Raw genomic sequence first — 24,302 nt, forward strand, 5'->3', positions numbered from 1 at the left:
AGGTCAGTCGAAGCCGCGGCCCCGGTTGCCCGGCCGGGAGGCGACCCAGGCGCGGACGGTGTCGACGTACCAGAAGGGCTTGCCGCCCTCGACGCGGTCGGGCGGGGGCAGCAGTCCGTGCTTGCGGTAGGACCGTACGGTGTCCGGCTGCACCCTGATGTGAGCCGCGATCTCCTTGTAGGACCAGAGCCTTCGGTCGGTCATGAGCCGCACCTCCCTGCGCGCGAGGGGGTGGCGGCCGGGAGGCCGCCCGGGGGAGCCCGGCGCGCGCTGGCGATCACCAAGCCTGTGCCCCGTGAACGACGCTCGGTGGCGGTGGGGAAGCGGGTGTTGACCATGTGTGACGCAAGACGTGCGTACACGGGACATGTGTGACGAGAAGGTGGCTTTTGTGACGCGATTGACGCAAAGGCGTACGTGGTGCCCGTCGACAGGAGACGGGCCGGGCCCGCTGCGACAGGCCCGGCCCGGCCCCGTTCCCCGCCGTCCCCCCGGAGCAGCCGGAGCAACCGGATCAACTGGCAGGACCCCAGCGTGTATTCAGCCGGCGCGCCGGGTCTTGGAAAAATGCGCACCCGGTCCGGACCAATCGTCGTGCGGGGCCGGCAGGACCAGACTCGTCGCCTCGCCGCTCACCCGGTCCGCCACCGGCGACACCGCCGCGGGGAGCCGCCTGGCCTGTGTGAACTCCCTGGGCGTGCATCCCGTCATCGCCTTGAAATCACCGCTGAGATGGGCCTGGTCGTAGAAGCCGCAGAGCGCCGCCGTCTCCGCCGCGCTCTGCCCCTGCGCGAGCAGCCGACGGGCGCGTTGCAGTCGCAGCACGCGGGCCGCCGCCTTGGGGCGAGTCCGATCTGCTCCCGAAAACGGCTCTCCAGTTGCCGTACGCTCCAGCCGACCTCCTCGGCCAGCCGCGGAACCGGAATCGCGCCGTCCGTGCGCACCAGCAGCGACCAGGCCCGCGCCACCCGCTCCGAACACGGCGTCCCGGCCTGCTGCCAGCGGTCGAACACCTCGTCGAGCAACGCGAACCGTCGCTCCCAGCTCGGCAAAGCGGCCAGCGCACCGGCGAGTTCACCGACGGGCGGGCCCAGGGTGTGGGGCAACTCATCAGGATCCACGGTGCGGTTGACGAGTTCGTACTGCGGGGTGCCGAACAGCGTGAACGCGGCCCAGGGCGCGAGCAGCACCTCGATGCCCGACATCCGCCCGCCGTGCTCGCCCACGGCCGGGGTGGTCGTGGGCCCGCAGTACACGGACACCAGCGTGTCCGGGGGCCGCCCCGCACGCGTGATGCGAACGGGTTCCCCGAACCCCAGCAGCAGGGTCGAGGCCCCGATCGGAGTCTCCAGCCGCCGGCGGGGCCGATTCATGGCAAGCCGGACCCCGCGATAACTCATCACCCCGGGCCGCAGCCGGGGATGGGGCAGGGCGAGGGCGAACTCCCAGGACCCGGCGGGCCCTTGTCCCGCCCGCATGTGCACGGCGCTGACAACCATGGGCCCCCATGCTAGGAGCGGTGAGCGCGGTTCCCTAGGGGCGCGGCGCATGCGCGGGCTTTCGGGTGGCCCGGTGCACGAAAGCGGGCGGCAGGTTCGGCGCCGGACGCCATGATCCATGTACGGGTGGACACCGGGACCCAGGGGCCCGGACGGCTGGTCCGCTTCCGGGTGGAGAACTCGGCCGGAGCCGGGGGAGGTGCCGCCGCAGAGCACTGCGCGCCGCTGCTCTCCTCCGGTCACGGACTCACCGGCATGCGCGAGCGCACCGCCCTGTACGGCGGGAGCGTCGCGGTGATCTTCGTCTACGAGAGCGGACTGGTACGGGTCGGGGACTGATCGGCGCCGGGGTCCAGCAGCCGGCGGATGCGCTCGTACTCGGCGGCCATCTCCGGTGTGGCGAGGAAGTCGTCGAGATCGGCGGAGACCTCGTAGTCGACGTCCTCGATGGAACGGATGGCGAGTTCGTAGATCTCGCCGCGCCGGTTCTCCTCCAAGTAGCTCTTCCAGTGCGCCAACGCGCTGATGACAGTGAGGATCTTGGTGTCCAGACCGTCATCGACCAGGATGCCGTCATCGATCGTCGCCAGCTTGTCGTGCAGCTCGGCGGCGCTGAGCGTCAGGACGTTCGCACAGGCGGCGGCCAGTGTGGCCCGGGCCTCTTCGGTGAGTTCGTCATCGGCCGCGTCGTGGAGCAGCTCCGGCCGCACCAGACGAGTGACCGTCGCCTCTCCGAAGGCGCGCAGGCCGTCCTCGGTGGCTCCGACGATCAGCCGATGTATGTCCGCCTCGAGTTCGCTGTAGTTCACGCCCGCAGCCTAGGCAGTCGGGCCTGTCCGGCGGATCGGGCGTCGCTGCTTTTTTCGCGACCCGATCCGTCGGACAGGCCCCAGGCGGCTACGCCCCGCAGGAGCGCAGGAACGCCCGGGTCCGCTGGGCGATCGGCAACGGCTTGTCCGGCTCGCACGGGTACATGTCCTGCTCGACGATCGCGAACAGATCGACGTCCAGCTTCTGGGCCGCCTCCAGGACGGGCCCGAGCGCCGGCACGCCCGCGGGCGGCTCGCACATCACGCCCCGCGCCACCGCCGGCCCGAACGGCACCTGGTTCGCCCGCACGTCCGCGAGGATCTCCGGGTCGACCTGCTTGAGGTGCAGGTAGCCGATCCGCTCCCCGTACGTCTCGATCAGCTTGACGCTGTCGCCGCCGCAGTACGCGTAGTGCCCGGTGTCCAGGCACAGCGACACCAGGTCGGAGTCCGTGCCGTCCAGGAACCGGACGACGTTCTCCTCGCTGTCGATGTGGGTGTCGGCGTGCGGGTGGACGACGATCTGCAGCCCGTACCGCTCCCGCACCTCCTTGCCCAGCCGTTCGGTCAGCGAGGTCAGGTTGCGCCACTGCTCGGGCGTCAGCGTGTCCGGCTCCAGCACCTCGCCGGTCTTGTCGTCCCGCCAGAAGGACGGGATGACGACGAGGTGCCTGGCGCCCATGGCCTGGGCGAGGACCGCGTTGTCCGCGACGTGCGCCCAGGTCTTCTCCCAGACGGCCTCGCCGTGGTGCAGCCCGGTGAAGACCGTGCCCGCCGACACCTTCAGGCCACGCCTGGACGTCTCCTCGGTGAGGACTGCGGGATCGGTCGGCAGGTACCCGTAGGGGCCGAGCTCGATCCACTCGTAGCCGGACTGCGCGACCTCGTCGAGGAAGCGCTGCCAGGGAACCTGGGCGGGATCGTCCGGGAACCAGACGCCCCAGCTGTCGGGGGCCGAACCGACCCGGATACGGGAAAGTGAGGACTGAGGTGACAACGACGTCATGGGCGTCAGAGTGCGGTCTCCCCGAAGGGGGTGTCAAGGGCTGGTCCGAATGTCTGGACAAAACATTGACAGGGTCGGTCGACCGGGGCTACAAAGCCGTGAGAGCCGATACGGGGACGTGGGCCGGGACGCGCCACGAGCGGCGTCACGAGCGGCGTCATGAGCGGCGTCACGGGGACGAGCCGATACGAAGGGAACTCGATGGCGTACGACCTGATCACCATGGGGCGGATAGGAGTGGACCTCTATCCGTTGCAGACGGGCGTCCCACTCCCGCAGGTCACGTCCTTCGGGAAGTTCCTGGGGGGATCGGCCACCAACGTCGCCGTCGCCGCCGCGCGGCTCGGCCGGGACACGGCGGTGATCTCCCGCACCGGCGACGACCCCTTCGGCGTCTACCTGCACGAGGCGCTGCGCGGCTTCGGCGTCGACGACCGCTGGGTCACCTCGGTGCCCGGCCTGCCGACGCCCGTCACCTTCTGCGAGGTCTTCCCGCCGGACGACTTCCCGCTGTACTTCTACCGGCAGCCCAAGGCGCCGGACCTGGAGATCGACGCCCATGAGCTCGACCTCGACGCGGTCCGCGAGACCCGCGTCTTCTGGGTCACCGGCACCGGCCTGAGCGAGGAGCCGAGCCGTACGGCGACCCTCGCCGCCCTCGCCCACCGGGCCAAGGCCAACGCCACGGTCTTCGACCTCGACTGGCGGCCGATGTTCTGGTCCGACCCGGACGCGGCCCGCCCGTTCTACACCGAGGCCCTGAAACACACCACCGTCGCCGTCGGCAACCTCGACGAGGTGGAGGTCGCCACCGGTGTGCGCGAGCCGCAGGCGGCGGCGCAGGCGCTGCTGGACGCGGGCGTCGAGCTCGCCGTCGTCAAGCAGGGACCCAAGGGTGTCCTGGCCGTCAACAGCAAGGGCGAGTCCGCCGAGGTCCCGCCGCTGCCGGTGAACGTCCTCAACGGCCTCGGCGCGGGTGACGCCTTCGGCGGCTCCCTCTGCCACGGCCTGCTGGCCGGCTGGGACCTGGAGAAGACCATGCGCCACGCCAACGCGGCCGGCGCCATCGTCGCCTCCCGGCTGGAGTGCTCCTCCGCGATGCCGACACCGGCCGAAGTGGAAGCGGCGCTCGAGGCAGGAGCGGTCCTGTGACGACCGTCGACGTATCCGAACTCGTCCGGCTGCGCACGCGGCACCCCGAGGCCATCGCCGAGGCGGCCGCCCGCCGCCCGCGCAGGGCGCTCCTCAACGACGCCGGCCGGCTGATGATCGTCGCCGCCGACCACCCGGCCCGGGGCGCGCTCGGCGTCGGCGAGAACAAGCTGGCCATGGCCAACCGCGCCGACCTGCTCGCACGCCTGGTCCTCGCGCTGTCCCGCCCCGGCGTGGACGGTGTCCTCGCGACCGCCGACATCCTGGACGACCTGCTGCTCCTGGGCGCCCTCGACGGCAAGGTCGTCATGGGCTCGCTGAACCGGGGCGGCCTCCAGGGTTCCGTCTTCGAGCTGGACGACCGCTTCACCGGTCACCGCCCCGAGGACATCGAGCGCCTGAACTTCGACGCGGGCAAGCTGCTCCTGCGCATCGACTACGACGACCCGGGCTCCCTCACCACCCTGGAGTCCACGGCCCGCGCCATCGACGACATGGCCGCCCGTGAACTCCCCCTCTTCGTCGAGCCGTTCATCAGCCGGCGCACCCCCGACGGCAAGGTGCGCAACGACCTCTGCGCCGAGGCCGTCACCAAGTCGATCGCCATCGCCTCGGGTCTGGGCGGCACCTCGGCCTACACCTGGCTGAAGGTCCCCGTCACCGACAACCCCGATGACATGGCCGAGGTCATGGAGACGTCCACGCTGCCCGCCGTCCTGCTGGGCGGCGAGGTCGGCGACGACCAGGACGGCGCGTACGAGAAGTGGCGCGGCGCGCTGCAACTCCCCACCGTCCGGGGCCTGGTGGTCGGCCGCTCGCTGCTGTACCCGGCGGACGGGGACGTCGCCGCCGCCGTGGACACCGCCGTAGGACTGCTGTGAGGGCCGCATGACGAACCGAGAGCCGCACCACGACCTGTACGTTCCCAAGGGGGCGACCGCCGGCGCGCACTACGCGCTCGACATCGACCCCGAGCGGGCCGGCTGGACCTACAGCAGCCTGCGGATCATCGAGCTGGAGCCGGGGGCCACACACCTCTTCACCACCGGCGACAGCGAGTGGATCGTGCTTCCGCTGGAAGGCGGATGTACGGTGCACACCGCGAATGAAGAGTTCCAACTCCTGGGCAGGGAAACGGTGTTCGCGTCGGTCACCGACTTCGCGTACGTTCCCCGCGACGCCCGGGTCACGATCGCCTCCGGCGCGGGAGGCCGCTTCGCCCTGGCAGGAGCGAAGTGCGAGCGACAACTCCCCGCCCGCTACGGCCCCGCGCCGGAGGTCCCCGTCGAAGAGCGCGGCAGCGGCACCCAGTTGCGTCAGGTGCGCAACTTCGCCTCCGCCGACGCCTTCGACTGCGACAAGCTGATCGCCGTCGAGGTGATCACCCCGGGCGGCAACTGGTCCTCGTACCCGCCGCACAAGCACGACGAGCACCGGCCGGGCGAGGAGGCCGAGCTCGAGGAGATCTACTACTTCGAGATCGACGGCCCGCACGGTTTCGGCTACCAGCGCGTGTCCCCCTCGCGCGAGGGCGGCTCCGACGTCCTCGCCGAGGTCCGCTCCGGCGACGCCGTCCTCGTCCCCGACGGCTGGCACGGCCCGTCGATCGCCCAGCCCGGGCACGCCATGTACTACCTGAACGTCATGGCCGGACCCGGCGAGACCCGGGAGTGGCGGATCTGCTTCCACCCGGACCACACGGAGGGTTACCGATGACCATCAGGCTTACGGTCGCCCAGGCGCTCGTCCGCTTCCTCGCCGTCCAGTACACGGAGCGCGACGGCGTACGGCAGCGGCTGATCGGCGCGACCTGGGGCATCTTCGGCCACGGCAACGTCGCGGGCCTCGGCCAGGCGCTGATCGAGTACGGCGACGACATGCCGTTCCACCAGGGCCGCAACGAGCAGTCGATGGTGCACGCGGCCGTCGGGTACGCCCGCCAGTCCAACCGCCTGTCCACGCACGCCGTGACGACGTCCATCGGCCCCGGCGCGACCAACCTGGTCACCGGCGCCGCCCTGGCCACCGTCAACCACCTGCCGGTCCTGCTCCTGCCCGGCGACATCTTCGCGACCCGCGTCGCCGACCCCGTCCTCCAGCAGCTCGAGGTCCCCTACGCGGGCGATGTGTCGGTCAACGACTCCCTGCGCCCGGTGTCGAGGTACTTCGACCGGATCACCCGGCCCGAGGCCCTGATCCCGGCCGCCCTGCAGGCCATGCGCGTCCTCACCGACCCGGTGGAGACGGGCGCGGTCACCCTGGCGATGCCCCAGGACGTCCAGGCCGAGGCGTACGACTGGCCCGAGGAGTTCTTCGCCGAGCGCACCTGGGCCGTACGACGTCCGGGCGCCGACCCCGCCGAACTCGCCGAGGCGGTCCGGGCGATCAGGTCGGCCAGGCGGCCGCTCGTCGTCGCGGGCGGCGGTGTGCACCACAGCCGCGCCGAGGAGGCTCTCGCCGAGTTCGCCGAGGCCACCGGCATCCCGGTCGCCTCCACCCAGGCCGGCAAGGGCTCCCTGCGCTACGACCATCCGCAGGACGTGGGCGGCGTCGGCCACACCGGCACCGCCACCGCCGACGAACTCGCCCGCACCGCCGACCTGATCATCGGCGTGGGCACCCGCTACACCGACTTCACCACGGCCTCGGGCACCCTGTTCCAGGGCGACGGCGTGCGCTTCCTCAACCTCAACGTCGCCCCCTTCGACGGCCACAAGCTCGGTGGTCTGCCCCTCGTGGCGGACGCCCGCAGCGGCCTGGGCGAGCTGACCGAGGCCCTCCAACTGCACGAGCACCGGGTCGCGGACGCGTACGTCAGCGAGTACTCCGAGGACAAGGAGCGCTGGGAGCAGCGCGTCGACGCCTGCTACGAGGCCGACGAGCCCGACGTCCGTCCGACGCAGCCGCAGGTGCTCGGCGCGCTCGACGCCCTCGCCGACGAGTCCGACGTGATCATCAACGCGGCCGGTTCGCTCCCCGGCGACCTGCACAAACTCTGGCGGACGCGCTCTAAGGACCAGTACCACCTGGAGTACGGCTACTCCTGCATGGGGTACGAGATCCCGGCGGCGATCGGCGTGAAGCTGGCCGCTCCCGAGCGCAATGTCTGGGCGCTGGTCGGCGACGGCACCTATCTGATGATGCCGACGGAGATCGTGACGGCCGTGCAGGAGGGGATCGCGATCAAGATCCTGCTCGTGCAGAACCACGGCTACGCCTCGATCGGCGGGCTCTCGGAGTCCGTCGGCGGTGAGCGGTTCGGCACCGCGTACCGGTTCACCTCCGAGGACGGCACCTTCACGGGCGCGCCGCTCCCCGTCGACCTGGCCGCCAACGTGGCCAGCCTGGGCATGCGCGTGCTGCGCGCGAAGACCGTCCGCGAACTGCGCGAGGCCCTCGCCGAGGCACGCCACGCCGACACTCCCACTTGTGTCTACGTCGAGACCGAAACGGCCGACACTGTGTCGGGCCCGCCGCCGGCGCAGGCCTGGTGGGATGTACCTGTCGCCGAAACCGCGACCCGACCGTCCGCGGTGAAGGCACGAGAGCTGTACGAACGGCACGTCTCTACCCGACGCCACCATCTGTGAAGGAGTACTCGGTCATGACGAAGATCGTCAACCACTGGATCGGCGGCAAGCCCGTCGAGGGCGCGTCGGGTACCTACGGCCCCGTCACCGACCCGGCGACCGGCGCGGTCACCACGAAGGTCGCGTTCGCGACCGTCGACGAGGTCGACGCGGCCGTGGCCGCCGCCAAGGACGCCTACGCCGGCTGGGGCACGTCCTCGCTGGCCAAGCGCAGCACCATCCTGTTCAAGTTCCGGGCGCTGCTGGACGCCAACCGGGACGCGATCGCCGAGTTGATCACCGCCGAGCACGGCAAGGTGCACAGCGACGCGCTGGGCGAGGTCGCGCGCGGCCTGGAGATCGTCGACCTGGCGTGCGGGATCACCGTGCAGCTGAAGGGCGAGCTGTCGACCGAGGTGGCCAGCCGCGTGGACGTCTCGTCCATCCGCCAGCCGCTGGGCGTCGTCGCCGGCATCACGCCGTTCAACTTCCCGGCGATGGTCCCGATGTGGATGTTCCCGATCGCCATCGCGTGCGGCAACACGTTCGTGCTGAAGCCGTCCGAGAAGGACCCGTCGGCCTCCCTCAAGCTCGCCGAGCTGCTGGCCGAGGCGGGTCTGCCCGACGGCGTGTTCAACGTCGTCAACGGCGACAAGGTGGCCGTCGACCGCCTGCTGGAGCACCCGGACGTCAAGGCGGTGTCCTTCGTCGGCTCGACGCCGATCGCCCGCTACATCCACACCACGGCCTCCGCGAACCACAAGCGGGTCCAGGCCCTCGGCGGCGCGAAGAACCACATGCTGGTCCTCCCGGACGCGGACCTGGACGCGGCCGCCGACGCCGCCGTGTCCGCCGCCTACGGCTCGGCGGGCGAGCGCTGCATGGCGATCTCCGCGGTCGTGGCGGTCGGCGCGATCGGCGACGAGCTGGTGGAGAAGATCCGCGAGCGCGCCGAGAAGATCAAGATCGGTCCGGGCAACGACCCGACGAGCGAGATGGGCCCGCTGATCACCGCCGTCCACCGCGACAAGGTGGCGTCGTACGTGACGGGCGCGGCGGCCGAGGGCGCCGAGGTCGTCCTCGACGGCACCGGCCACACGGTCGAGGGCTTCGAGGACGGCCACTGGATCGGCATCTCGCTCCTCGACAAGGTGCCGACGACCGCGAAGGCCTACCAGGACGAGATCTTCGGCCCGGTGCTGTGCGTGCTCCGCGTGGACACCTACGAAGAGGGCGTGGCGCTGATCAACAGCTCTCCCTTCGGCAACGGCACCGCGATCTTCACCCGGGACGGCGGCGCGGCCCGCCGCTTCCAGCTGGAGATCGAGGCCGGCATGGTCGGCGTGAACGTCCCGATCCCGGTCCCTGTCGGCTACCACAGCTTCGGCGGCTGGAAGGACTCGCTCTTCGGCGACCACCACATCTACGGCAACGACGGCACGCACTTCTACACCCGCGGCAAGGTCGTCACCACCCGCTGGCCCGACCCGGCCGACGCCCCCGCCGGCGTCGACCTGGGCTTCCCGCGCAACCACTGAGGCGGCACGGCGCCCTGCCTCTCCGAGGGGAGGCAGGGCGCCGTCGTGTCCGGGTTCAGCTCTGCTGCTTCTGGGCGTTCTTCATGGTCTCGGTGAGGTCGGCGGTCTGCGCGGCCGGCGGGGCCTTGATCGCGGTGGTGGCGCCGAACTTGTCGAAGTCCATGGTCACGTTCACCTTGCCGATCCGCTCCTTCAGGCGGACCGGCAGGTCCTTGGCGTCGAGCCACACGTCCAGCGTCATCGATTCGGCGCCGCCGGTCAGCGAGCTCATGCCGTCACTGCCGAAGGCCTTCTTGAACTTCCCCATCTGCGCCTGGTCGACGACGGCCCGGTAGTGGGTCGTGCTCCGCCCGTCGACGGTCTGCTTGCCGAGGTCCTCGACGTCGTTCGCGTACTTGAGGGACTTCATCGAGGCCGCCGGGTTGCCCCCGCCGCTCCCGGTGAACGCCTGGGCGCCCTTGTCGCCGAAGAGCACCGACGCGTCGATCCTCATCCACTCCTTGCCCTTGAGCGGGCCGGAGGCCTGGGGGTCGACGTCGTAGTAGTAGGAGCCGTCCACGAACAGCATCCGGATCGTCGCGCTGTCCTGGAGTTGCTGCATGTTCGCGGCCTTGGTGTCCATCTGGACGTCCATCGCCATGCCGTCGCCCCAGGAGTACGTGCCGTTCATGGCGACCGGGGCGCCCGTGCCGATGTCGGTGCTCATCCTGACCTCTGCCGAGCCGAGCTGCTCGGTCCGGTCCGTCGCCCGCGTCAGCGCCGCCATGATCGCCGCGCTCGGGTCCACGGCCTTGGCCGCCCCCTTGGCCGCCTCCGTGCCGCATCCCGCGGTCGTCACGAGCACCGCCGCCGTGACCCCTGCCCAGGCAGCACCGTACTTCGCCTTCATGCGTCCCCACCCCTGTGAATCGTCTGTGTCCCCCGCACCCTAACGACACACACTGACATGTCCGCGTCCTGAATGTCCGCAGGTTTTCCCGCCGCCCGTTCCCGCGGACGCGCAGGTCCGGTACTGCGGCTGGAGTACGCCGACGGGGCGCGTACGCCCCGGGGAGGGCCCGCAGTTCGGTCCCCGGTCGGCGGCTCCCCGACAGTTTCACCCCGTACCGTTGAAGCATGGATCTTCGACCGCCCCGTCTGCGAGGGCTGCTTCGGGGGCCCCGGAGGCTACTGGCCGCCGGGGCCGCCGTCGTCGTACTCGCCGGCGCCGGCACATGGACGGCGGCCGTCGCCTCCGACGACGCACCGCAGGTACACCGCGCCGACCGGCTGATGGCCGTGGACGGGGTGAAGCTGGACACCTCCTACTTCACCGCCGGCGGCTCGGGCCGCCGCCCCGCCGTCCTCCTCGGACACGGCTTCGGCGGCAGCAAGGACGACGTCCGGCAGCAGGCCGAGAAGCTCGCCCGCGACGGATACGCGGTGCTGACCTGGTCCGCGCGCGGCTTCGGCGGTTCCACCGGCAAGATCGGCCTGAACGACCCGAAGGGCGAGGTCGCCGACGTCTCGAAGCTGATCGACTGGCTGGCCGAGCAGCCGCAGGTCCAGCTCGACAAGGCCGGCGACCCGCGCGTCGGCGTGGCCGGCGCCTCCTACGGCGGCGCGATCTCCCTGCTCGCCGCCGGGTACGACGCCCGCGTCGACGCCATCGCCCCCTCGATCACCTACTGGAACCTCGCGGACGCGCTGTTCCCCGACGGCGTCTTCAAGAAGCTGTGGGCCGGCATCTTCTTCAACACCGGCGGCGGCGCAGCCCACTTCGAACCCGCGCTGGCCGCGATGTACGACCGGGTGGCCGAGTCCGGCGCCCCCGACGCCGCCGCCCGCAAGCTGCTCGAAGAGCGCTCCCCGTCGGCCGTCGCCGACCGCATCAAGGTCCCCACCCTCCTCATCCAGGGCCAGACCGACTCCCTCTTCACCCTCGCCCAGTCCGACGCCGCCGAGAAGGCGATCCGCGCGAACGGCGCGCCCGTCGACGTCGACTGGATCGCGGGCGGCCACGACGGCGGCGATCTGGAGGCGAGCCGCGTACAGAACCGGGTGCGGTCCTGGTTCGACCGGTATCTGAAGGTCGACAAGTCCGCCGACACCGGCCCCGCGTTCCGCGTCACCCGCACCGGAGGAGTCGACTCCACCGACGGCGCCGCCCTGCTCAGGGGCGCGAGCGCGGACAGCTACCCCGGCCTGGAGAGCGGCGAGCGCACCTTCGCGCTGACCGGCCGCCGCGAGGAGCAGTCCTTCGCCAACCCGGCCGGCGCCAGCCCGCCCGCCGTCTCCGCCCTGCCCGGCCTCGGCGGCGGCGGCCTCTCCCAGCTGTCCTCCCTCGGCGTCGGCGTCTCCCTCGACTTCCCCGGCCAGTTCGCCGCCTTCGACTCCGCGCCGGTCACCGGCGACCTGCGCATCACCGGCTCCCCGACGGTCACCGTCCACGTGAGGTCGACGTCCGACCAGGCCGTCCTCTTCGCCAAGGTCTACGACGTCGGCGCCGACGGCACCCGGCAGGTGCTGCCCTCCCAGCTCGTCGCCCCGGTCCGCGTCGAGGGCGCCAAGGCCGGCAAGGACGTCACGATCACGCTCCCGGCGATCGACCACAAGGTCGACGACGGCCACCGCCTGCGCCTGGTCCTCGCCTCCACCGACCTCGGCTACGCCTCCCCGGTGACCCCGGCGACGTACACCGTGTCCCTGAAGGGCGACCTCGAGGTCCCGACCGCCCCGGCCGTGACGACCGCGGCCGCCCCCCTCCCGTCCTGGGTGTGGTGGCTGCCCCCAGCGGGCGCGGCCGTGGCGCTGGCCCTGCTGCTGACGGCCCGCCGCCGCACCGCCATGCCCGCGCCCGACCCGGCGCTCGCCGAGGTCCCGCTGCAGATCACCGACCTGAGCAAGAAGTACGCGAACGGCGACCGCTACAGCGTCCGCGACCTCTCCTTCCGCGTCGAGAAGGGCCAGGTCCTCGGCCTGCTCGGCCCGAACGGCGCGGGCAAGACGACGACGCTGCGGATGCTGATGGGCCTGATCCAGCCCGACGACGGCGAGGTCCGCGTCTTCGGCCACGCCATCCGCCCGGGCGCCCCCGTCCTCTCCCGCGTCGGCTCCTTCGTCGAGGGCGCCGGCTTCCTCCCGCACCTCACCGGCCGGGAGAACCTGGAGCTGTACTGGCAGGCCACCGGCCGCCCCGCCGAGGACGCCCACCTCGCGGAAGCCCTGGAGATCGCCGGCCTCGGCGACGCCCTCGCCCGCGCGGTGCGCACCTACTCCCAGGGCATGCGCCAGCGCCTGGCCATCGCCCAGGCCATGCTGGGCCTGCCGGACCTGCTCATCCTCGACGAACCGACCAACGGCCTCGACCCGCCGCAGATCCGCGAGATGCGCGAGGTGATGATCCGCTACGCGGCCGCCGGCCGCACGGTGATCGTCTCCAGCCATCTCCTGTCCGAGGTCGAGCAGTCCTGCACGCACCTCGTCGTCATGGACCGCGGCAAACTGGTCCAGGCCGGCCCGGTCGCCGAGATCGTCGGCTCCGGCGACACCCTCCTCGTCGGCACCGCCACCCCCGTGGACGAGCCGATCGTCGAGAAGATCGCCGCCCTGCCCGGCGTGGCCTCCGCGGCCCCCGTCGACGAGGGTCTGCTGGTCCGCCTGGACGCCGACGGCACCGCCCAGCGCCTGGTCACCGAACTCGTCCGGCTCGACGTGCCGGTCACCTCGATCGGCCCGCACCGCCGCCTGGAGGACGCCTTCCTCACCCTGATCGGAGGTTCCGCATGAGCACCCTCACCGAGGTCGCCTCCGGCTACCAGGCAGGCCGCACCCTGCCGCTGCGCGTCGAACTGGTCCGCCAGCTCAAGCGCCGCCGCACGCTGGTCATGGGCGGCATCCTCGCCGTCCTGCCGTTCGTCCTGCTCATCGCGTTCGCGATCGGCGGCGAGCCCGGCGGCCGCAACGGCCAGGTCACCCTGATGGACACGGCCACCGCGTCCGGCGCCAACTTCGCCGCGGTCAACCTGTTCGTGTCGGCGGGCTTCCTGCTCGTCATCCCGGTCGCCCTGTTCTGCGGGGACACGGTCGCCTCGGAGGCCGGCTGGTCCTCCCTGCGCTACCTCCTCGCCGCACCCGTGCCCCGGGCCCGCCTGCTGTGGTCCAAGCTCGTCGTGGGCCTCGGCCTCAGCCTGGCCGCGATGGTGCTGCTGCCGGTCGTCGCCCTCGCCGTCGGCACCGCCGCATACGGCTGGGGCCCGCTGGAACTCCCCACGGGCGGCTCGCTCGACTCGGGCACGGCGGCCGGGCGGCTCGTGGTCGTCGTCGGGTACGTCTTCGTCTCCCAACTGGTCACCGCGGGGCTGGCGTTCTGGCTCTCGACGAAGACCGACGCCCCCCTCGGCGCGGTCGGCGGCGCGGTCGGCCTGACCATCGTCGGCAACGTCCTGGACGCCGTCACGGCCCTCGGCGACTGGCGCGACTTCCTGCCCGCCCACTGGCAGTTCGCCTGGGCCGACGCCGTCCAGCCCACCCCCGAGTGGTCCGGCATGATCCAGGGCACCGCCGTCTCCGTAACGTACGCCCTGGTCCTGTTCGCCCTGGCCTTCCGCGGTTTCGCCCGCAAGGACGTCGTCTCCTAGGTCACCGGAGGATCACCCACCGGTCTCGAACACCGGCGTTCGTGCCCACTTCGAGACATATCCGAAACACCCCGTGGCGCACGTTCCGGCCCCCTGCCCCGTCACAGTCACAGACGTCGACGGAAACAGGGGGCACAGGACATGAAGACGCACCGCACGCCACGACTGCTCGCGTTCACGGCGGCCACCGCCCTGCTCCTCACCGGCTGCGGCGCAGGCGACTCCAGCGGCAGCAAGGCCTCGGACGGGGCGCGGGGCGGCAAGGCCTTCCCCGCGCCGAGCGCACCCCGCGGCACCGAGGACGACGCGGCCGAGAACGACAGGGCAGACCCCGACCACCTCTCCACCTTCGCCCTCGACGTCGACACGGCGTCCTACGGCTACGCCCGCCGCACCCTCGCCGACGGCCGCCGCCCCGACCCCTCGACCATCCGCCCCGAGGAGTTCGTCAACAGCTTCCGCCAGGACTACGAACGCCCCGACGGCAACGGATTCTCGGTCACCGTCGACGGCGCCCGCACCGGCGACGACGACTGGTCCCTGGTCCGCGTGGGCCTGGCCACCCGCACCGCCAAGAAGCAGGGCGAACGCCCGCCCGCAGCCCTCACCTTCGTCATCGACGTCTCCGGCTCGATGGGCGAACCAGGCCGCCTGGACCTCGCCAAGTCCTCCCTGGACACGATGACCGACCGCCTGCGCGACGACGACTCCGTAGCGATCGTCACCTTCAGCGGCGACGCCAAGACCGTCCTGCCGATGACCCGCCTCGGCGACGGCAAGGGCCGCAACCGAGTCCACGACGCCGTCGACGGCCTGGAGCCCGACGACTCCACCAACCTCGGCGCCGGCGTCGAGACCGGCTACGCCACCGCCGTCGAAGGCCTGCGCAAGGGCGCCACCAACCGCGTCGTCCTCATCTCCGACGCCCTCGCCAACACCGGGGACACCGACGCCGACGCCATCCTGGAACGCATCGACACCGCCCGCCGCGAACACGGCATCACCCTCTTCGGCGTCGGCGTCGGCAGCGACTACGGCGACGCCCTGATGGAACGCCTCGCCGACAAGGGCGACGGCCAAACCGCCTACGTCGCCACCGCGGACGACGCGACCAAGGTGTTCTCCACCGACCTCCCGCAGAACGTCGACCTCACCGCCCGCGACGCCAAGGCCCAGGTCGCCTTCGACCCCGAGACGGTCGCCGACTTCCGCCTCGTCGGCTACGACGACCGCCGCGTCGCCGACGACGACTTCCGCGACGACCGCGTCGACGGCGGCGAGATCGGCCCCGGCCACACGGTCACCGCCCTCTACGCCGTCCGCACCAGGCCGGGCGCCGACGGCCACCTCGCCAGCGCCACCGTCCGCTGGCTCGACCCCGACACCCGCACCCCGCACGAGACCACCGGCCAACTGGAGACCGGCGCCCTGCACGACGACCTCGCCGACGCCTCCGCCCGCTTCCAGGTCACCGCCACCGCCGCCTACTTCGCCGACGCCCTGCGCGAGGGCGACCACCCCCTCCCGGACGCCCCCGGCCTGTCCGAACTCGCCGACCGCGCCGACACCTTGGCGAGGAAGACCGAGGACAAGCAGGTGAGCGACCTCGCCGACGCGATCGGCCGGGCCCGCGAACTCGGCGTCTAGGGCCTGTCCGGCGGATCATGCCGCAGACGCGGGGGATGGCACGCCCTCCCCCACTCTCGGCTGCGCTCGAGCGGGGGGACCCCCATCGCGTCGACGCCCTCCTCCGCCTTGCAGTTGGACGCACCATCCCCCGCTCACCTGCGTCGATCAGGTGCCGCTGCTTTCCTGCGACCTGATCCGCCGGACAGGCCCTAGCCGCACACAGGACGACACGCGAAACGGCGGGTCACCGGAGAACCGGTGACCCGCCGTTTCGCGGTACGCCAGATGCGGCGGCTCAGCCGTTGTGCACGCCATTGGCCGAGAGGAACGAGATGTCGTCCAGGACGTGCGAGAGCGGGTCGTCGCCCTTGGCCTGGGTGGAGTTCTCGGCACACTGCTGGTTCTGCGACGACGACAGGATCGGGACGTCCTGGAGCAGCGCGCCGGGGCCCGGGGACGTGGCAGTGTTGATCTTGGTCGGCAGGGCGAGGCAGGGCTTGTTCAGCGAACCCTGAACCAGCGAGAGCTGCGGGCTCTCGTTGCCGAACGTGGCCGAGTTACCGAACTTCGACGAGGCGCCGTTGCCACTGGCGGAGGTGGTGCCGGTGTCGTCGCCGACGGCCAGGGCCTGGGGCGCGGCCGCGACCGCGACACCGGCCAGGGATGCGGCGACCGCCGCGGTTGCCCACAGCTTCTTCATGTTGTTTCCCTTCGAAAAAGCGGACTCCGGGGGAGGAGCTGCGTGATCACCAACGCGCCGCCCCCGCCCGGGGTTGCGTGCTGTGCCCCGATCGGCCCAGCGCATGGCGTGCGACGGCGGCGCGCCCCTCATGCGCACGCGTACGAGCTCCCCCGCACCGCCACCGTGCTGCCGAGGACGGTCGGCGGGTCGTTCGGCGCCGGGTTCGCACCCTTCGCCACCAGCGGCCGGTCCTCGCGCACCTGCGCGAAGAGCGCGTCCGTGCGCCCCCGGTCCCAGACCAGCGCCGCGCCGATGCCCAGCTCGGGCGGGGCGAACCCGGAGATCGGCACCGTCGTGAACTCCGTCGCCGAGGCCGGCAGCCGGTGCAGTACGGCCGCCAGCTCCACGAGCTCGGACACGCTGAAGCCCTGAGGGCCCGACCCGAGCAGCGTGCGCACCAGGTGCCGCGTGCGCGCCGGGTCGGTGAGCAGCCTGCCCGCCTGGAGCCCCCGCAACGCCTGGACGAGGAAGCGCTGCTGACGCTGGATCCGGCCCAGGTCGGCACTGTCGTCGACATGGCGCGAGCGGACGTACTGCAGGGCCTGCCCGCCGTGGAGCCGGTGCGTGCCGGGTCCGAGGTCGAGCTTGGTCGCGGAGTCCCTGAGCCGCCGCGGTGTGCACACCTTGACGCCGCCGGCCTCGTCCACGCTGTCGATGAACCGCCGGAAGTCCACCTGGACGAACCGGTCGATGCTCACCTTGGTCATCGACTCCACGGTCCGGATCGCGAGCTCCGGACCGCCCTCCTGATAGGCCGCGTTGATCTTCGCCGGATGCGCAGGCCGTTGCACGCCGCCCGCCCCGGCGGGGTTCGGCGGAATCTCCGCGGCGGAGTCGCGGGGAATGCCGATCACGCTGACGCGGTCCCGGCGGGCCGAGAGATGGATCAACATGAGGACGTCCGTGCAGCCGCAGGGCTGTCCACCGGCGTGGAAATCGTGCTTCTCGGCGGCGCTGATGGTGTCCCGTTCGTCAGTGCCCATCAACAGGATGTTCATCGCGCCCGGAGCGTGTTCCCGGCCGGGGAGTGCGGAACTGCCGAGCAGCACGCCGGTCGTGATCAGGACGATTCCCGGAATCATCAGACGACGCGGCCAAAGGTTCTTCTTCGTTTTCACACGCCGCACGCTAGAACAGCGGGCCGCCGATGATCCGGCGGCCCGCTGTCCGGGCGGAGAAAATACCCCGGGGGCCGCGAAAAGAGACCCCGTTCAACCCTTGGGGTCAGTGGTTGCCAGCGCCATTGGCCGAGAGGAGCGCGATGTCGTCCAGGACGTGCGAGAGCGGGTCGTCGCCCTTGGCCTGGGTGGAGTTCTCGACACACTGCTGGTTCTGCGACGACGACAGGATCGGGACGTCCTGGAGCAGCGCGCCGGGGCCCGGGGACGTGGCAGTGTTGAGCTTGCTCGGCAGGGCGAGGCAGGGCTTGTTCAGCGAACCCTGAATCAGCGCCATCTGCGGGCTCATGTTGCCGAAGGTGGCCGAGTTGCCGAACGACTCGCTGGCACCGTTGCCGCTGGCGGACGTGGTGCCGCTGTCGTTGCCGGTGGCGAGCGCGGGGGCGGCGGCAGCGGCGGAGGCGCCGACGACGGAAACGGCGACCGCGGCAGCGGCCAGTACCTTCTTGATCACTTGATTAGGTCCCTTCGATGAGAAGCCCCGTCCACCGGAGCGTGCTGACCAACTTCCGGCCGCCCGCTTTGGTTCCTCGGCTTCACCTCAATGGCCCATTGAACAAACTGTTTCCACCCCACCTTTGAAGACGTTCGAGTGATCTCTCCTCGTCGCGCGTTTGTCCGTTTATCGCAGCGTCTATCTCTCGTTCGTAGCCTGCAGGTCATGGTGCGAGCTCTTCCGGTTGTGCTCGCTCGGTTCTTTCGACCGTCATCACGGCATGACCGCAGAGAAGGGAATAACATGAAGAAGACCGCTGCTGTTGTCGCGGGTCTTGTCCTGGCCCTCGGAGGAGCCGCCCCAGCCTTCGCCGACGCCGACGCCAACGCTGCCGCCATCGGTTCCTCGGGATTCCTCTCCGGCAACGTGTTCCAGATGCCGATTCATCACCAGGTCAACGTGTGCGGCAACAGTGGGTGGGGCCTTTACAGTCTGCTGAGCCCGAGTATCGGCACCGTCTGCGTCAACGACTGACGATGCCGTCACTCCAGCCGTCCGGCTGGGTCGAGGTCGGCCTTGGACGACGTGCTGTGCGTTCCAAGGCCGGCTTCCCCTCGCCGACTCGCGCGGAGCTGCCGGCCGCCTCGGGTGTCAGCGCGTTGCTCATCGGGGGCGGCGCCGTCCCGTACCGGCGTGGCAGGGCAGCGTCCCGTCGCTGAACGTGCCGGGTGCCGGACGCCCTCACGGACGGCACCCGTGCGCCACCTCGCTCAGCCCCGTACGGCCTCCGTCGCCCCGTGCCGGCCCGGCGCCGGGATCGCGCCGCCCGGCACACCCGTGCGCAGCCGGCGCCGGACGCCTCGGACGAGGGCGCCCGCGGTGAACGTCGCGCCGTGGACGAAGCGCATCGCCGGGCCGAAGCCCGCCGCCGTCACCAGGCCGGCCATGAACAGGCCGGGGTGGGACGACTCGAAGTCCCGGCCCACCTCGGGGGAGCCGTCGGCCACCGTGGCCAGTGCGCCGCGCAGATCGCCGGAGAGCAGTCCGAGCCGGTCGCGGGTCGCCTTGAAGCCGGTGGCCGCGATCACATGCTCGGTCTCGAAGGAGTCCGCTCCCGTCACCTCCAGCCGTACCCCGCCCGGCACAGCCCGCGCCGCCGTCACCTCGTGGTCGAGGCGCACCTCCACGGAGCCCTCGACCCGGTCCCGCACCCACCACGCGCCGGCCGGTCCGAGCGCCGTCGCCGCGATCCGCGCCCGGGTCGGCTCCGGGAGCCGGCGGTACAGGCCGGGGCGCTCGGCGTAGAACCAGTTGCGCCAGCCGGAGCCCAGTCCGCTGTGCGGGGAGCGGGCCGACTGCCACCACGGGCGCTCCCAGGGCGGCGGCACATCGTTCCAGGACAGCCGGTCGGCGCGGGCCAACACCCTTACCCGGGTGTCCTGTTCGGCGAGCAGGGCGGCCGTCTCCAGGGCCGCCTGGCCGCCGCCGATCACCGTGACGTCCCGGCCGCGGAAGCGCCCGAGGTCGCCGTGGTGGCTGCTGTGCGTGACCAGGTCGGGGGTAAGGCCGCGCAGGGCGGCCGGGATCTCGACGAACGGCATCACACCGACGGCGAGGGCGACCGTCCGGGCCTGGACGCTCTCGCCGTCGTCGGTGACCGCCTCGAAGCCGCCCGGCACTGCGGCGATCCGGGTGACCGTGCGCTCGTCGACGTCCGGGACGGCGTTGCGGGCGAACCACAGGCCGTACTCGGCGAACATCTCGACCGGGATGGGCTCCCCGTGCCGGGCCGTGACGCCCTGGGTCTCGCAGTAGAGGTCGAGCCGCCAACGGGCCGCGGGGTCGGAGAGGTTGGAGGCCCACGGCTCGGACTTGAGGAACATCCCGCCCGGCATGTTGTCGCGCCAGGAGGCCATCGGCCGGCCGAAGACGCGCAGGCTCAGCCCGGCGGTCGCGGCGTGGGACGCGATGGACAGGCCGTACGGGCCCGCGCCCACCACCAGCAGGTCGTACATCAGCAACGGCTCGCTTTCTCGTCGTCGGTCGGTTCGGTCGGTTCGGTCGTTTTGGCCAGGGCGGCCAGATCAGCCAGGTCGGTCCGGGACGCCGGGGGCGGGGGTGCCTGGCGGATGACGCGGGGGCCTGCTGCGACCGTGCTCGGCGGGCCGAGCCGGCGCGCCCGGTCGAGCAGTCGGCGGGCGACATGGGAGCCCCACAGGCCCCACATGGCCCGGCCCGGTGCGGTGTCGTCGGCCGCGTGCCAGGCCAGCTCGCGGCCGGCGCGCGCCGGCCGCAGAGCGGCCAGCGGCGCGTAGTTCTCCACCACGAACGACCGCCCCGGCAGCGGCGCCCCGGCGGCCAGCGGACGGTGCGTCAGGTCCAGATGCTGGGCGCGTACGACGTCCAGCCCCGCGCCGTCGGCGAAGAGCCGGAACTGGGCGCCGGGGCGCGGGTTGAAGTCGAGCAGGTGGTAGTCGCCCGTCTGGCCGCAGCGGCGGAAGTCGAGGTCGAAGATGCCCCGGTAGCCGAGGTGGCCGGCGAGCCGCTCGGCCAGCGTCCGCACCTGCGGGTTCTCGGTCCACTCGCCCACCGCGGTGAGCCCCGCGCCACGCGGCCAGGCGCACAGCTTGCGGCCAGGACCGCCGCCGCCGACCGCGCCGGAGCGGTCGACGTACCCGTGGAAGAACCAGTCGCGGTCCGGCCCCGGCGGCAGGAAGGTCTGCAGCAGCAGCCGGCTGCCGGCGTCCTCGGTGCGCAGGAACAGATCGCGCGCCTCCTGAGGGGAGCGCACCACGACCGTGCTGCGCAGCCCCGAGTCGGCGGGCAGCAGCCAGGGGCGGCTCCACTTCGCCACCACCGGCAGGCCGAGCCGCCAGGCGGCGGAGGCCGCCTGCGTCGCGCTGTCGGGGACGACCGTGAGCGGGTGCGGCACGTCCGCCGCCGCGCACAGATCGGCCAGTTCGGCTTTGTCGGCGACTCGTTCGGGCACCGCGCCGGGCTGTTGCGGCAGCAGGTAGGCGGGCGCCAGCTCCCTGCGCAGCCGGCCCACCGCGACCGCGCCCGCGTCGTCCATGGGGATCAGGACGGCGGGCCGTTCGATGCGGGCGGCCACCCGCATCAGGACGGCGGCGATGTCGTCGGGGGCGGCACCGGGTGGCGGCGGGGGATGCAACTGGCGGACGAAACGGGATGTGCGGACGGGGCTTCCCATGGCGTCGGCGACCACGTGCACGTCGATTCCGGCTCTGCCGAGCGAGCGCACGGCGCCCAGCGTTCCGTGGTGAAAGGGATTCCGGTCGATCCGCAGGAGAACGGCGGGGACGCGGGTGTCGAGCAGTGACTCGGGCATTTTTCTCCGGGTCCTTCGATTCGGTTCACCGATTCGGGCCATCGAGGCACTCGAAAGCCCTAACGGCGGTGGCGAGATTCCGTCTCGTGTGACTTTCATATGACTGAGTGTCAGTAATGCGCGAGTAGAGCGCGTTACGTGAGAGTGGAGAAGGGAGCAGGCATGGCCCCACAGCAGCGACGCGCGCGCACCCGACGGCTGGCCGTCGTCGCGGCGGCGGTCGCGGCCTCGGCCGCCCTGGCGTCCGGACCTGGATTCGCCGCGGGCGCGGGGGTGGTGCGGGTCGCCGATCCTCCCGCTCCGACCCCGACCGTCCCGAACAGGCCGGCGCCCGCGGCCGCCGCCCCGGTCGTCCCCGTGCCGAGTGCGACGTCTGCGGCCCAGGTCGCCCCGGCCGCACCGGTGACACCTGTGGCCCCGGCGTCCGTGTCCCCGCAGGCGTCGGTGACCCCGGCGGAGACCTCCACCCCGGTGCCCACCGCCACCGCGACCACCCTGCCCGCGAAGGTCGCCCCCGCCTTCGGCGCCTACCTCGACTACGGCGCCCAGGGCGTGGCCCGCATCGCCCAGCTCAGCAACTGGCTGGGCGGCGCCGAGCTGCGCGTCGGCCACACCTACCTGCCGGGCGACCGCTGGCGCAACATCGAGGGCCCGCCCGGCTTCCTCGACGTGTGGGCGCGCTGGCGGCTGGCGAAGGACGATCGGATGTTCGTCCTCAACGTGCCCATGATGGAGCGCAACGAGGAGGGCGTGTCCGACACCGAGGTGCGCAGGCTGCTGCGGCTGGGCGCGTCCGGGGAGTTCGATCACCACTTCAGGGCTCTCGCCGAACGCCTCGTCGCGCTGAACGTGCCGGACACGGTGATCGTGCTGGGCTGGGAGATGAACGGCATCACGTACACCCACCGCTGCGGGCCGGACCCGGAGGCCTGGAAGGCGTACTGGAACAGGATCGTCTCCACGATGCGTTCCGTGCCGGGCCAGAAATTCAAGTTCGACTTCACGCCGACCCGCGGCAAGGACGCCGTTCCCTGGACCCAGTGCTACCCGGGGGACGACACCGTCGACATCATCGGAATGGACTCGTACGACCAGCCGACCGGGCTGTCCTTCGACGAGCAGGTGAAAGAACCCTACGGGCTCCAGGAACACGTGGACTTCGCCAGAGCCCACGGCAAGCCCATTTCCTATCCCGAATGGGGACTCTTCCGCAACGGTGACAACCCCGAATACATGCGGCGCATGCTCGCCTGGATGGACGAGCACCAACCGCTGTACAACACGCTGACCGACTACTGCCCGCACGGTGTCTGGCAGTGCCGGCAGAACCCGCGGTCGTCCGAGGTGTACCGCTCTCTCCTGTCCGGCCGCACCGACGACCCGACCACGACGACCCCGGTGCCCACCGACCCCACCACGCAACCGCCCACGACCGAGCCCACCGAGCCCACCGAGCCCACCACCGAACCCCCGGTGGACTGCGCGCCGATGGACCTCGGCGACTGGGTCGAGTACTGGCTCGGCGGCCGGCTCTGCGTCCGCCTGGACTGGTGGTCGCAGAGCCAGTGAACCGCGAGGCGGTGGCGGCCGGCCCACGTCAGGACCCGCCGCCACCGTCACGCTCCTTCCGCCGCTCCAGCCGCAGCAGCAGCTCCTTGCCCCGCCGCCGCGCGGCCACGCCGCAGACGACCGCCGACAGCAGCGGCGCGGTACGCCGACGGGCCAGCAGCAGCCGCTGGTTGACGACCGGCTCGGGCCGCCAGTGATGCTTGTACGGCTCGTTGCCGCGCAGCAGGCTCAGCGCGGCGCGGCCGCCGCCCCGGGTGTGCTCGGCGCAGGCGTCGAGCAGCATCACCGCCACGTCCGCCTTGCGTTCCCGCAGCCGTGGATGGGCGCCGTAGAGATAGCCCCCGGCCAGGCGGCACGACAGCAGCGTCAGATCGACGGCCACCACGTCGTCGTCCAGCCGGAACTCGGTGACCACCGCGTCCCCGGAACGCACCATCGGGCCGACCGAGCGCACCAGGTGCTCACAGAAGCGGGAGCGCAGGTGCTCGCCGGTCACCTTCCGACCCTGCCACTGCAACTGGTGCAGTTCCAGGAGCCGACGCAGCGCCGACTCCACGTCCTCCGGGCAGACGACCTGACGCTCCACGCCCAGCGCGGTCAGCTTGCGCAGTTTGGCGCGCACCCGCTGGGCCTTCGCCGACGGCAGCCGGGCCACCAACTCGTCCATGGGGACGGCCGGCAGCTCCAGGCACACCGAGTCGCTCACCCGGCGCCGCGGCCCGTGCCAGCGCTCGTAGACCTGCTCCACCGCGCCGCCCGGCCGCACCTCGCGGAAGTCGATCAGCGCGGTGCGGGCGGCCGTCGCGAGGCCCTCGGTGAGCGCGGCGACGGCCCGCTCGCCATGTGCGTCGTCGACGAGGACGTCGCCGTAGTCGGAGATCGCCCCGCCGAGCGGCACCAACGCCGGCAGCGGCCGGCGGACGGCCGTCAGCGGGGCGGCGGCGACGAGGTCACCGCCGTCGCGGACCAGCAGCAGACGCAGTCGCCCGCGCCTGCCGTACGACAGCCACCACGAGTGCAGCCAGGCGTGACTCTGGAACGGTGTGGCCGTCGCGCACCTCTGGTACAGGCGCCCCCAGGCGGGCGCGAGGGCGGCGAAGTCCTGTTCGTCCGTGACGAGTTCGGTCGAATACCTCGGATTCACCGGGCGACCCACCCGAGCGCTTGGTACGGTCGGCGCGTGCTGAGCGAGAACCAAGCCAGCACA

At 71.7% G+C, this 24,302-nt stretch carries 21 protein-coding genes and 1 pseudogene; 11 read left to right on the top strand and 11 right to left on the bottom strand.

The window, feature by feature from the left end; translation table 11 throughout:
* Nucleotides 1-3: 3 nt before the first annotated feature.
* Nucleotides 4-204 carry a MerR family DNA-binding transcriptional regulator gene (locus tag ACIBTS_RS17645; protein WP_319672033.1) on the bottom strand — a complete coding sequence of 67 codons (201 nt, stop codon included), beginning with the start codon at nt 202-204 and terminating at the stop codon, nt 4-6.
* Between the two features lie 336 nt (nt 205-540).
* Nucleotides 541-1,373 (bottom strand): annotated as a pseudogene (locus ACIBTS_RS17650) (helix-turn-helix domain-containing protein).
* Nucleotides 1,374-1,625: 252 nt separating this feature from the next.
* Between ACIBTS_RS17650 and ACIBTS_RS17655 the strand changes: the two are divergent.
* Nucleotides 1,626-1,838 carry a hypothetical protein gene (locus ACIBTS_RS17655; protein WP_399320296.1) on the top strand — a complete coding sequence of 71 codons (213 nt, stop codon included), beginning with the start codon at nt 1,626-1,628 and terminating at the stop codon, nt 1,836-1,838.
* Here ACIBTS_RS17655 and ACIBTS_RS17660 read toward each other — a convergent pair.
* Both ACIBTS_RS17660 and ACIBTS_RS17665 read right to left on the bottom strand, forming a co-directional pair.
* On the bottom strand, nt 1,805-2,308 hold the full coding sequence (locus tag ACIBTS_RS17660) for a hypothetical protein (protein ID WP_399320298.1): 504 nt from the start codon (nt 2,306-2,308) through the stop codon (nt 1,805-1,807). The genes ACIBTS_RS17655 and ACIBTS_RS17660 overlap by 34 nt on opposite strands.
* Nucleotides 2,309-2,396: 88 nt before the next feature.
* Nucleotides 2,397-3,314 (bottom strand): sugar phosphate isomerase/epimerase, encoded by a 918-nt coding sequence (locus ACIBTS_RS17665; protein WP_319672037.1) that lies wholly within the window; start codon nt 3,312-3,314, stop codon nt 2,397-2,399.
* A 201-nt stretch (nt 3,315-3,515) separates the two neighbouring features.
* Here ACIBTS_RS17665 and iolC point away from each other — a divergent pair, with 201 nt between their 5' ends.
* The 5 genes from iolC to mmsA are packed head-to-tail and all read left to right on the top strand — an operon-like array spanning nt 3,516 to nt 9,573.
* Entirely contained in the window at nt 3,516-4,466 is a 951-nt protein-coding gene (gene iolC / locus ACIBTS_RS17670; protein WP_399320500.1) for a 5-dehydro-2-deoxygluconokinase, read from the top strand.
* Entirely contained in the window at nt 4,463-5,347 is an 885-nt protein-coding gene (locus ACIBTS_RS17675) for a deoxyribose-phosphate aldolase (protein ID WP_399320300.1), read from the top strand. The genes iolC and ACIBTS_RS17675 overlap by 4 nt, the downstream gene beginning before the upstream one ends.
* 7 nt (nt 5,348-5,354) lie before the next feature.
* Nucleotides 5,355-6,182 carry a 5-deoxy-glucuronate isomerase gene (gene iolB, locus ACIBTS_RS17680; protein WP_399320301.1) on the top strand — a complete coding sequence of 276 codons (828 nt, stop codon included), beginning with the start codon at nt 5,355-5,357 and terminating at the stop codon, nt 6,180-6,182.
* Nucleotides 6,179-8,056 carry a 3D-(3,5/4)-trihydroxycyclohexane-1,2-dione acylhydrolase (decyclizing) gene (gene iolD, locus ACIBTS_RS17685; protein WP_399320303.1) on the top strand — a complete coding sequence of 626 codons (1,878 nt, stop codon included), beginning with the start codon at nt 6,179-6,181 and terminating at the stop codon, nt 8,054-8,056. The genes iolB and iolD overlap by 4 nt, the downstream gene beginning before the upstream one ends.
* Nucleotides 8,057-8,070: 14 nt before the next feature.
* Entirely contained in the window at nt 8,071-9,573 is a 1,503-nt protein-coding gene (gene mmsA / locus ACIBTS_RS17690; protein WP_319672041.1) for a CoA-acylating methylmalonate-semialdehyde dehydrogenase, read from the top strand.
* A 55-nt stretch (nt 9,574-9,628) separates the two neighbouring features.
* On the opposite strand, the gene ACIBTS_RS17695 is transcribed toward mmsA, so the two are convergent.
* Nucleotides 9,629-10,462 (bottom strand): hypothetical protein, encoded by an 834-nt coding sequence (locus ACIBTS_RS17695; protein WP_399320304.1) that lies wholly within the window; start codon nt 10,460-10,462, stop codon nt 9,629-9,631.
* A 227-nt stretch (nt 10,463-10,689) separates the two neighbouring features.
* Between ACIBTS_RS17695 and ACIBTS_RS17700 the strand changes: the two genes are divergently transcribed.
* The 3 genes from ACIBTS_RS17700 to ACIBTS_RS17710 all read left to right on the top strand — a co-directional run bounded on the left by ACIBTS_RS17700 (nt 10,690) and on the right by ACIBTS_RS17710 (nt 15,839).
* Nucleotides 10,690-13,341, top strand: a complete 2,652-nt coding sequence (locus ACIBTS_RS17700) for an alpha/beta fold hydrolase (protein ID WP_399320305.1) — start codon at nt 10,690-10,692, stop codon at nt 13,339-13,341.
* A complete protein-coding gene (locus ACIBTS_RS17705; protein WP_399320307.1) occupies nt 13,338-14,192 on the top strand; it encodes an ABC transporter permease in 855 nt (284 codons plus the stop codon). The genes ACIBTS_RS17700 and ACIBTS_RS17705 overlap by 4 nt, the downstream gene beginning before the upstream one ends.
* Before the next feature lie 141 nt (nt 14,193-14,333).
* A complete protein-coding gene (locus ACIBTS_RS17710; RefSeq protein WP_399320309.1) occupies nt 14,334-15,839 on the top strand; it encodes a von Willebrand factor type A domain-containing protein in 1,506 nt (501 codons plus the stop codon).
* A 277-nt stretch (nt 15,840-16,116) separates the two neighbouring features.
* Here ACIBTS_RS17710 and ACIBTS_RS17715 read toward each other — a convergent pair whose 3' ends face one another.
* From ACIBTS_RS17715 to ACIBTS_RS17725, 3 genes are all read right to left on the bottom strand, one after another.
* Nucleotides 16,117-16,521, bottom strand: coding sequence for a rodlin (locus ACIBTS_RS17715; protein WP_399320311.1), 405 nt, complete (start codon nt 16,519-16,521; stop codon nt 16,117-16,119).
* A 128-nt stretch (nt 16,522-16,649) separates the two neighbouring features.
* Complete coding sequence (locus ACIBTS_RS17720) at nt 16,650-17,681, bottom strand: LCP family protein (protein ID WP_399320313.1); 1,032 nt, start codon at nt 17,679-17,681, stop codon at nt 16,650-16,652.
* Between the two features lie 106 nt (nt 17,682-17,787).
* Nucleotides 17,788-18,195: a rodlin gene (locus tag ACIBTS_RS17725; RefSeq protein ID WP_399320316.1), complete on the bottom strand. Its 408-nt coding sequence runs from the start codon at nt 18,193-18,195 to the stop codon at nt 17,788-17,790.
* Between the two features lie 285 nt (nt 18,196-18,480).
* Here ACIBTS_RS17725 and ACIBTS_RS17730 point away from each other — a divergent pair, with 285 nt between their 5' ends.
* A complete protein-coding gene (locus tag ACIBTS_RS17730; protein WP_399320319.1) occupies nt 18,481-18,711 on the top strand; it encodes a chaplin family protein in 231 nt (76 codons plus the stop codon).
* Between the two features lie 236 nt (nt 18,712-18,947).
* Here ACIBTS_RS17730 and ACIBTS_RS17735 read toward each other — a convergent pair whose 3' ends face one another.
* Both ACIBTS_RS17735 and ACIBTS_RS17740 read right to left on the bottom strand, forming a co-directional pair.
* Nucleotides 18,948-20,192: an FAD-dependent oxidoreductase gene (locus tag ACIBTS_RS17735; RefSeq protein ID WP_399320502.1), complete on the bottom strand. Its 1,245-nt coding sequence runs from the start codon at nt 20,190-20,192 to the stop codon at nt 18,948-18,950.
* Nucleotides 20,192-21,526: an ATP-grasp domain-containing protein gene (locus ACIBTS_RS17740; protein WP_399320321.1), complete on the bottom strand. Its 1,335-nt coding sequence runs from the start codon at nt 21,524-21,526 to the stop codon at nt 20,192-20,194. Before ACIBTS_RS17740 ends, ACIBTS_RS17735 begins: the two co-directional genes overlap by 1 nt.
* Nucleotides 21,527-21,688: 162 nt before the next feature.
* Between ACIBTS_RS17740 and ACIBTS_RS17745 the strand changes: the two genes are divergently transcribed.
* Complete coding sequence (locus ACIBTS_RS17745) at nt 21,689-23,095, top strand: glycoside hydrolase family 26 protein (RefSeq protein WP_399320323.1); 1,407 nt, start codon at nt 21,689-21,691, stop codon at nt 23,093-23,095.
* 28 nt (nt 23,096-23,123) lie between these two features.
* Here the strand turns inward: ACIBTS_RS17745 and ACIBTS_RS17750 are convergent, their stop codons facing one another.
* Nucleotides 23,124-24,239, bottom strand: coding sequence for a GNAT family N-acetyltransferase (locus ACIBTS_RS17750; RefSeq protein ID WP_399320325.1), 1,116 nt, complete (start codon nt 24,237-24,239; stop codon nt 23,124-23,126).
* Nucleotides 24,240-24,302 lie beyond the last annotated feature (63 nt).

The sequence above is a fragment of the Streptomyces sp. NPDC050121 genome, assembly GCF_044460385.1.
GTDB classification, from domain to species: Bacteria; Actinomycetota; Actinomycetes; order Streptomycetales; family Streptomycetaceae; genus Streptomyces; species Streptomyces soliscabiei.

Coding starts and splice junctions, on each gene's coding strand:
- ACIBTS_RS17730 (WP_399320319.1), top strand. CDS start 18,481: ATGAAGAAGACCGCTGCTGTTGTCGCGGGTCTTGTCCTGGCCCTCGGA.
- ACIBTS_RS17695 (WP_399320304.1), bottom strand. CDS start 10,462: ATGAAGGCGAAGTACGGTGCTGCCTGGGCAGGGGTCACGGCGGCGGTG.
- ACIBTS_RS17735 (WP_399320502.1), bottom strand. CDS start 20,192: ATGTACGACCTGCTGGTGGTGGGCGCGGGCCCGTACGGCCTGTCCATC.
- ACIBTS_RS17705 (WP_399320307.1), top strand. CDS start 13,338: ATGAGCACCCTCACCGAGGTCGCCTCCGGCTACCAGGCAGGCCGCACC.
- ACIBTS_RS17740 (WP_399320321.1), bottom strand. CDS start 21,526: ATGCCCGAGTCACTGCTCGACACCCGCGTCCCCGCCGTTCTCCTGCGG.
- mmsA (WP_319672041.1), top strand. CDS start 8,071: ATGACGAAGATCGTCAACCACTGGATCGGCGGCAAGCCCGTCGAGGGC.
- ACIBTS_RS17665 (WP_319672037.1), bottom strand. CDS start 3,314: ATGACGTCGTTGTCACCTCAGTCCTCACTTTCCCGTATCCGGGTCGGT.
- ACIBTS_RS17700 (WP_399320305.1), top strand. CDS start 10,690: ATGGATCTTCGACCGCCCCGTCTGCGAGGGCTGCTTCGGGGGCCCCGG.
- ACIBTS_RS17645 (WP_319672033.1), bottom strand. CDS start 204: ATGACCGACCGAAGGCTCTGGTCCTACAAGGAGATCGCGGCTCACATC.
- iolD (WP_399320303.1), top strand. CDS start 6,179: ATGACCATCAGGCTTACGGTCGCCCAGGCGCTCGTCCGCTTCCTCGCC.
- ACIBTS_RS17715 (WP_399320311.1), bottom strand. CDS start 16,521: ATGAAGAAGCTGTGGGCAACCGCGGCGGTCGCCGCATCCCTGGCCGGT.
- iolB (WP_399320301.1), top strand. CDS start 5,355: ATGACGAACCGAGAGCCGCACCACGACCTGTACGTTCCCAAGGGGGCG.
- ACIBTS_RS17745 (WP_399320323.1), top strand. CDS start 21,689: ATGGCCCCACAGCAGCGACGCGCGCGCACCCGACGGCTGGCCGTCGTC.
- ACIBTS_RS17710 (WP_399320309.1), top strand. CDS start 14,334: ATGAAGACGCACCGCACGCCACGACTGCTCGCGTTCACGGCGGCCACC.
- iolC (WP_399320500.1), top strand. CDS start 3,516: ATGGCGTACGACCTGATCACCATGGGGCGGATAGGAGTGGACCTCTAT.